This is a genomic window from Dietzia sp. B19 (genome assembly GCF_014145155.1).
GTDB lineage: Bacteria > Actinomycetota > Actinomycetes > Mycobacteriales > Mycobacteriaceae > Dietzia > Dietzia natronolimnaea.
The window spans coordinates 1-8,092 of the sequence record NZ_JAALED010000130.1; the positions used below are offsets into that span (position 1 = coordinate 1).

Below are 8,092 nucleotides of genomic sequence, written 5' to 3' on the forward strand. Positions count from 1 at the left end.
GCCGCGCGCCTCGCGGCCGAGTCGCTGCCCCCGATGAGCGCGGCGATCTCGGCGTACGGCAACCCGCCCAGATACCGGTAGGCCACACAGAGCCGCTGCCGGGTGGGCAGAGTGGCGACCGCATCCCAGATCGCGTGCCCGCCGAGCTCGTCGTCGTCGCCCGCCCGGTTGCCACTCCACCCGCCGCCACTCCGCCCGCGGCCACTGCCCTCCCACTCCTCGAGCAGGACGACCTCGTCCGCGCCTCCCGCCGGGGCTGCCATGCGCGCTGATCTGCGCACCACGTCCACGGCGCGGCGGTGGGCGACCCTGACCAGCCACGCCTCCACATTGGTCTCCTCCGGCAGGTCCGGCCAGGCCCGCAGCGCGGAGAGGAAAGTCTCGGACCAGGCGTCGTCGGCGTCGGGGCCGGGACCCAGGACCGCACGGCACACTCGCAGAACCGTCGGCCCGTGCCGGACCACCGCACCGTCGAAGGCTGCCCTCATAGATCAGATCTTCCCCTCGTCTCCGGCGCCACGTTCACACGCCCCTCCCACCGGTCTCGGGAGGTAGTCGCTCCGCGCGAGGGAAACGTGAGGTTGGCACAGCGCCCGAGCGACACGCGTGATCGCGGCAGACGTTCGTGATCGCGCACTGGTAGAGCTTTCCCTCGCTCGTCCAATGCTCGGTACTGTCGAGTGTCGGATATCTCCGGGCGGCGCGCCGCATCGGACTTGCGTGTGGAGGACAGCGAATGGTATCGATCTTCATCTCGGGCGGGGCGGCTGGGATCGGCCTGGCAACGGCGGAGCGATTCAGCCGCGAGGGATGGACTGTCGGGGTGTACGACGTCGACACCGACGCCCTGGCCGCGGTGCAGTCGAGGCATCCCGACTGGATCACTGGAGAGCTCGACGTCCGCGACATGCAGCAGTGGGAGAAGGCGCTGGAGGAGTTCACCTCGCACACCGGCGGGACGCTCGACGTCCTGGACAACAACGCGGGTGTTCTTGTCGCCGGCGACCTGTCGGAGATCTCGGCTGACGCGGTCAAGGCCCAGATCGACATCGATGTGCTGGGCGTGACGCTCGGCGCCAAGGCCGCGTTCCCGTACCTCAAGGCCACGCCGGGGTCGCACCTGGTCAACATCGCGTCCGCGTCGGCGATCTACGGTCAACCCGGGATCGCCACGTACAGCGCCGCCAAGTTCTACGTCGCCGGGCTGACCGAGGCGTTGGAGCTCGAGTGGGCACCGCACGGCGTGCGCGTGGTGGGGATCTGGCCGCTGTGGGCCAAGACCGCTCTCGCGGACCCCAAGGCCAAGACGACCAGGACGCTCGGCATCAAGATCACTCCCGAGCAGGTGGCGGACAAGGTCTGGCAGTCCGTCCACCCGACGACCCTTGACCGCCGCCTTCATCGCACGTCCTACTCCGTCGGCGAGCAGACGACCGTGCTCGCGAACATCTCCAAGTTCTCGCCCAACTTCGCGTCGCGTCTGGTCAACAAGGTCCTGGCCCAGTAGGGCCTCACCTCGAGCTGATCGTGGGGCACCCGCCCCGGTCGGCGGCGTCCGCCGTAATCGGTCCGCGCCGCGAGAAAGTGAGGTCCGTGCGGTACCCGATCCCGCTCGGCACTCGCATACTTGTGTGACCTCACACTCTTTGGGAGTCACCATGCTCGGTTCCCGCACCCCACACCGCCTGCGTTCCCGATTTGCCGGCGCCCTCGTCGCCGGCGCGCTGGCCGTGCCCCTCGCCGCAGCGGTCACGACCACCGCCGCCGCGCCCACACTCGTCCCGCAGGCCACCGCCGGGCCGGTGGAGGACACACTGACGGACCTCGTCGGGGACCTGGATCCCACCGGTGAGCTCGGGCCGTACGTGACCGAGGCGCTCAACGGCATCAACGGGCCCCTCGGCGCCCCCGGCCCGCCCGCTGTGGTGGACACCCCGGTCACCTGTCGACCGACCCCGTCCCACCCGCGGCCGGTCATCCTCGTTCACGGGACGTTCGACAACGGTCCCAACACGGTCCCGCGCCTGGGCGAGCCGCTACGGCGGCAGGGATTCTGTGTGATCGCCCCGACCCTCGGCGCCTACGCGGGCAACCCGGCCCGGGGAGGTCTCGACTCGATCGTCGGTGCGTCCGGTCCGCAGCTCGCCGGGGTGATCGACCACGTGCGCGCGGTCACCGGCGCCGCGCAGGTCGACCTGGTGGGTTACTCGCAGGGCGCCTCGATCGCGGGGTACACCACCAAGGTGTTGCGCCCCGGCGCGGTGGGCCGGGTGGTCTCGGTGGGCGGGTACTGGGGCGCCGACAACAGTGGCCTGATCCCGCACCAGCTGCCACCAGGGCTCGCAGGCGCGGCGTTGTGGGCCGCCAACCTGCGGGGCCTGGCCGAACTGTCGCCCGGCAGCCCCATGCTCACCGCCTGGTACGGACTCGACCGCACCCCGTTCCTGCCCGGGGTCGCCTACACACTCATCGCCACCGGCGGCGACCATCTCCTGCCACCGCAGCGGAGCTTCGTGCCGGGGCCCGGCGTCGGGTGGCGGGTTCCGGAGCAGGCCTGTGGCGGCGGCCCGACCTCCCACGGCGGGATGGCGCTCGACCCGCGAACACACTCGATGGTCGCCCGGGCGCTCGGCGGAGCGGGCGCCTGCTGAGACATCCGGGGCCGGGCCGCACCGACACCAGGGCAGGGCGCCAGGGATGTAGTGCCCCAGACCGCGTTGCACGGGTCGACGAGAGCGAGGAAATTCGGTGACCACGCACAGTATCCGGCCCGCCAGGGAAAGTGATCTGGTCCCTGTGCAGGACATCGAGCGGTCGGCTGGCTCACCCTTTGCCGAGATCGGGATGACCGTGGTGGCCGAGGACGACCCGCCGTCGGTCAGCTCGCTACTGCAGTTCGTGCAGAACGGGCGGGCGTGGGTCAGCACCGTCGGGGCCGATCGGCCCGTGGCGTACCTGCTGGCGGATGTGATCGACGCCAATGCTCACCTCGACCAGGTCTCGGTGCACAGCGATTTCATGCACCGTGGGATCGGGACCGCTCTACTGAATCACATGATCGGTTGGGCGCGGGAGTGCGGCCTTCCCGCGGTCACTCTGACCACCTACACCGACGTCCCGTGGAACGGGCCATATTACGAGCGTCATGGGTTCCGGTACCTCGCCGAGAAAGAGGAGACCCCCGGCCTCAAGGAGATCAGAGCCGCAGAGATCGCCCGCGGCCTTGACCAGTGGCCGCGCGCCTGCATGCGCAGGGAACTGTGAGAAGGTCATGGCTCCTGCGACCGGGGACGCGCCGAAGAACCGGCCCTTGTCCCGGCCACGGACCTCACCGGCCGCGTACTCACCACGGCGGGTGATGATCGCGAACGTCTATTGACTTTCGTCGCCGTAGACCTTTGTAGGAAACGCCTTCCGCGTCGTTGGCGGACGTCTGTCGGGTTTCCCGGAGTAGGAGCGAACCACTCTAGCTTTGAGATTCGGCGCGTCTCCATCGCGCGCTTCGACCACCTCCCGGTCGAGGAACTCCCGCTTCGAGTCGGCCGTTCACTGCGCAGGCCAGACATTCGCTCGGACTCGGGGACGAGGCGGCCAGCGTCCCGTAGACCCCTGATAGGCGCTCGGGTTCTGGACGACACTCATGTGCTACATGAACCCGAGGCAAGCCCCATGGCTCGAGCTGCGGTAACCGCAGATCCGCTTCATGCCCGTCAGCTGTCGCGTCAGAGGATCGTCAAGTGAGACACCTGAACCAGTCGCTCCGGGAGTCTTGGTACGTCTTCTGGGAGGGGGGTGAGATCCCCTCGTTCGATCCTTACTGGTGTTCTGTTGGTATCTGAAACGTCCACCGAGAGATCAGTTCTGAATCCGGCCACGCTCGCGAGCCTGCGCACGCACCAGCTGTCGCAGCTGTGCACGGGCCTCGTCGTGGATCGTGGTTGAGGTGGTTGTCGCGGTCTGGATCGAGACGACCAGGCCGTAGCGAACGCTCTCGCCCTTGCGCAGCGTCTGGGCGTCACGCATGCACTCCACCTGGAGGGGGAGCGTCTCACTGGCGCCGAACACCATGGCGCGCTCGCCCTCGATGATTTCGTGCTGGCAGCTGCCCTTGCGAACGCTCCAATGGGTGGCCTCAGCACGGTCACCGGCGGTGATTGCACGGTCGGGGAGTTCAAAGTAAACCTTTGTGCCTCGGTAGCGGCTGAGGTTGCCCGCGGTGGGGGCCATGTAGGCCAGCGTAATGGTGATGCGGTGCCACTCGGGGCGTGCGCGCAGTGAGGATGGGAGGGGGACCCGGTAGGTGTGGCTTTGCTCCCGTTCGATGGAGCCGCCCGCGATGAGTGCGGCTCGGTTTGTCGCGGCATGTCCCAGCAGCGCAGGATCAAGGACGCCGTAGCCGAGCATGGCGGTCAGTTCTCGCCGCGCTCGTTGAGGATCCAGCGCCAAAGAGTCGCGCAAGTGACGCGCAGCAGGACCCCACGAGCTTGCGTGCACGAGCAGCGCGCGGACCAGCACCGGGTGGTAGAGCGCGTCGGGGAAGGCGGGATCGCCGGCCTCAGCGCCGGCCTCGAGCACGTCGAAGACGCCGCTGGCTTCGCGTGAGACCAGGGCGGCGGCGTTGCTGGTGCCGACAGTGAAGGCCGTCGCGGAAGTTGCCCCGCCACGTCCGGGCACCGCGACTCTCGTGCCGGGTCCGGTGGCATACGTGCGCAGGGGATTCAGGACTACCTCGTCTGCGTCTTCCCCGGACCCCACACTGGGGAGTAAGGGGCGCTCGTAGAGCGTCACTCCACCGGTGTGGTGCAGGTCGGGCTTAATCGAGCGGCCGACGCCGGGCCCGACTGCGCCGTAGAACGCAGGCGTGCCCGGCTCGTTCAGGTTCCAGGCCGTGTCGGGACGGTTGCCGGGCTGTGCTGCGCTTAAACCGGTGTGGTCGGGCCCTGAGGCGGGGACGTTAGAGCTGGCATCGGCATGCGTGGCGCCGACGGTGAGCGCGTTCATCGCATCGCCTGGAGGCAGGAGCCCACGCTTTCGGCTGTTTGCTCGAGCAGCGCGCAACGCAGCAACTCGCGCGGCGGTCAGCTGGTTGGCCTGCGAAGCGGGAATCGCCAGCGGAAGGGTGTGGTTGCCGGCGCTGACTATGAAGAGAAGGTTGTACTCCAGGGCGAGCCAGTCGAGTAGTCGCCCAGTTGGGCTCATTCGCCTAACCAGGGCGCGGGCCGGTGAGCCAATAGAAAGGTTGACGATGCGCACGCTCGGCGCGGTCGCATCACGGCCAGATTCTCCCTTGATCATGCGGCGAATAGCGCGGTGCAGCAGATCGGGCAGCAGGACGTTGTCGAGGACCTGCTCGGCTGCCGAGCTCAGGGGGTGGGGTTGGAGGATGGGGCGGACATACAGGGGCCTGTGTAGTGGATCCCCGCCGGCATCGAGGTCGCCGTGGATGATTAGCGAGGCCATGGCGGTGCCGTGATGGCGTGCTGAGACTGGATAGTTGACGCCCAGGCCGTCGGGGTCGTCGACGCTCAGCCGGCCAGCCAGGCGGTCGTGGTTGGCGAAGGGAAGCCCGTCGAGAAGAGCGATGCGAGGCAGCGCATCCGCAGGTCTGGCCGACACGACACTGCCGTCGCTGGAGTCGGTGTGGTCCGGGCCTGCGTCGTCTGAGTCGTCCTGAATATCGAGTTCGGGCTGGGTGACTGTCATCGGGGCGAACGGGGTGACGAACATGACCTCGTCGGTGGTCAGCAGATCGATGGCTTGAGATCCGCGCTCGAGTGCCTCTTCTACTTGCTGGACCGGCAGCTCAGCCAGTATGGCGTGGTAACCGATCTCGGCGATCTGAGCGCGGTGCAGGACCCGTCCGCCAGCCGCGGTTAGTACTTCTTCGACGTGTCCTTCAGCGTAGGTTCGATCCGGGGCTCCGCGACGGAACCACAACTCGACCTCGACGCGTACTGGACTGATCGATTGGCCGACGAGCTCCAGGTGCTCACGCCACTGTTCAAGCAGCCCTGTCTCTCGGACGCGGTCCTGCGGGCCCCACCTGCGGATGGCGCGTAGTTGGGCGAAGGCGTGCTTGAACTTGCCCAGTCCGTGCTTAAACGTGATGTCTGGGTCATCCAGCCAAGCCTCGAAAAGGGTGACCAGCTGGCCGGCAGCCTCGCTGTTGGACATCACCAGGTACAGCGAGCGTGAGACCTGGTCGTCGAGTTGGCCCTCGGTGGGAGAAAAGCTGGCGAAGTCCTCGTCGGGGTCGGTGTCTTCGTCGAGGAACTCGGAGAGGAACTCCAGGCCCTCAATCCGGTCGACGGCGTTGCGAAAGTCGGCGACCGATCCGGCGAGGTCGAAGACCAGTACCAGTTCAGGGTCGAGCTCGTCGGCGTCGTCGTCACTTAGATGGACGCGCCGCCTGTCGAAAGCCTCGACGAGGGCACGGAATTGCGGGGACAGCCTCTCGCCCTGGCGTGTAGCTCCGGGGCCTCGAACTACAGGTGGGACCGAGGGGGGCAGCTTGTGTCGGTCGCCCACAGTCGGCGCAGTCAGTGCCAGCAGGGTTCGCGAGTCGGAGCCGGGGGAGGGGCTGGATCCTTCGGCACCGGCGGTGGGTTGCTGACTCACCCGCTCGCCTGGTTGCGCCAGTGTTCGAGGCGTTCCCTCACGATCCGTTTGTGATCGGAGTCGGGAAGTTCGAGGACGGCGCGGCGGCGTACGTCGAGGGCGAACTCTTCCAGCTCTGCGTAGCTCGCGCCGGCGAGCTTGTCGGCCAGGGTGCGCGGGGCGAACCCAAGGTCGCCACCGAATCGAGCGGCGAGCCGTTCGAGGTAACGGGTGGCTTCGGCGCGACTGGGGGCATTGAGCTCGGCGCGAATCTGGAACCGGCGCCAGGCCGCTCGGTCGAGCAGTTCGCTGTGGTTGGTGGCTCCGATCAATATGACGTGGGCGGGCAGGCGGTCGACCTGCAGCAGCAGCGTGGAGACCACTCGCTTGATCTCGCCGGTCTCGTGCTCGTCCGAGCGTTCCTTGGCGACGGTGTCGAGTTCGTCGAAGAACAACACGCAGCGGCGGGTGCGGGCGAACTCGAAGGCGCTGTCGAGTCGTGCGGCGGTCTCACCGAGGAAACTCGAGACCACCCCCTCATAGCGCACCACATACAGCGGCAGCATCAACTCGGCTGCAATCGCCTCAGCGACGCTGGTCTTACCGTTGCCCGGGGGACCGGAGAGAAGCAGACGATTGCGTGCCTCGATGCCGTAGCTGCGTAGCAGCTCCGAGCGCCTCTGCTCCTCCACCAGCTCACCGATAACCCGCCTCGGCACGGGCCCGAGGTCGAGATCAGAGAGACGTCGTTCCGGGACGACCTCTTGGAGTAGGTCACGTACCGCGGAGGCGCGGTCGTCGCGAGCTCGCCCCTGGCCCGTGGTGGTGATGATCTCGGAGAGCCTATCGGCCAGCAGGTGGTGCTGGTTGGCCCGTTCCTCGGCAATGACCGCCTCGACCAGCACCTTGAACCGGTCCTTGTCCCCGCGTCGCTCAGCCTCGACGAGATCGAGCAGCAAGTCGGCTCGCGCCACGTCGGCCTCCCTAATGGACATATCAGACCCCCGGATAATACCGACCGCTCACACCTCACGCGGGCAAGACGGGCCGGGCGCTCCCATGGCGCGGTCGCAGGTCCCTCGCCTGCCTTGCGGGCCGTCCGGTGGCGACTCCGCCACGATCCACTCGAACCAGTGCAGACGAGCGAGCCTGCCTGCCTCTCACTTGTCAAGACGGAGCTCTTCGGCGACCTAAATTCGCTTGTGGCGACGCATCCGTTCGTGAGAGCCCCAATCAGTGCGGCCTCCGAGGAGCCCCTCGACAAGAACCTATCCGCCTCGGTCACGATCACACCCTGAGACCGCGTCGGCCTCGATGGCCCGGGGAGGGTCAGCCGCTGCCGCTGCTGCGACCCTCCACGCTCCGGCCGTCGCCGCCATGCCGCCGGACCAGGTCGACCGAATCCCGGAGCCCGAGACCCGGGTGCGCGACCCGGAGTCGGCGGACCGCGTCGACCTCACCGGACGAGGCCTGCACCGCCTCGGCGACCTCGCCC

The 8,092-nt window shown here is 67.8% G+C and carries 6 protein-coding genes; 3 read left to right on the forward strand and 3 right to left on the reverse strand.

What is annotated here, in order from left to right; translation table 11 throughout:
• A partial coding sequence (locus G6020_RS04875; RefSeq protein WP_182609848.1) for a sigma-70 family RNA polymerase sigma factor occupies positions 1-488 on the reverse strand: 488 nt, incomplete at its 3' end.
• A 248-nt stretch (positions 489-736) separates the two neighbouring features.
• Here G6020_RS04875 and G6020_RS04880 point away from each other — a divergent pair.
• From G6020_RS04880 to G6020_RS04890, 3 genes are all read left to right on the forward strand, one after another.
• Entirely contained in the window at positions 737-1,507 is a 771-nt protein-coding gene (locus G6020_RS04880) for an SDR family oxidoreductase (RefSeq protein WP_182609849.1), read from the forward strand.
• Between the two features lie 124 nt (positions 1,508-1,631).
• Positions 1,632-2,651, forward strand: a complete 1,020-nt coding sequence (locus tag G6020_RS04885) for an alpha/beta fold hydrolase (protein ID WP_347238309.1) — start codon at positions 1,632-1,634, stop codon at positions 2,649-2,651.
• Between the two features lie 97 nt (positions 2,652-2,748).
• A complete protein-coding gene (locus G6020_RS04890; RefSeq protein WP_347237764.1) occupies positions 2,749-3,264 on the forward strand; it encodes a GNAT family N-acetyltransferase in 516 nt (171 codons plus the stop codon).
• A 591-nt stretch (positions 3,265-3,855) separates the two neighbouring features.
• Here the strand turns inward: G6020_RS04890 and G6020_RS04895 are convergent.
• Positions 3,856-6,618, reverse strand: coding sequence for a S8 family peptidase (locus G6020_RS04895; RefSeq protein ID WP_347237763.1), 2,763 nt, complete (start codon positions 6,616-6,618; stop codon positions 3,856-3,858).
• Complete coding sequence (locus tag G6020_RS04900; RefSeq protein ID WP_182609850.1) at positions 6,615-7,571, reverse strand: AAA family ATPase; 957 nt, start codon at positions 7,569-7,571, stop codon at positions 6,615-6,617. The genes G6020_RS04895 and G6020_RS04900 overlap by 4 nt, the downstream gene beginning before the upstream one ends.
• Between the last annotated feature and the right edge of the window lie 521 nt (positions 7,572-8,092).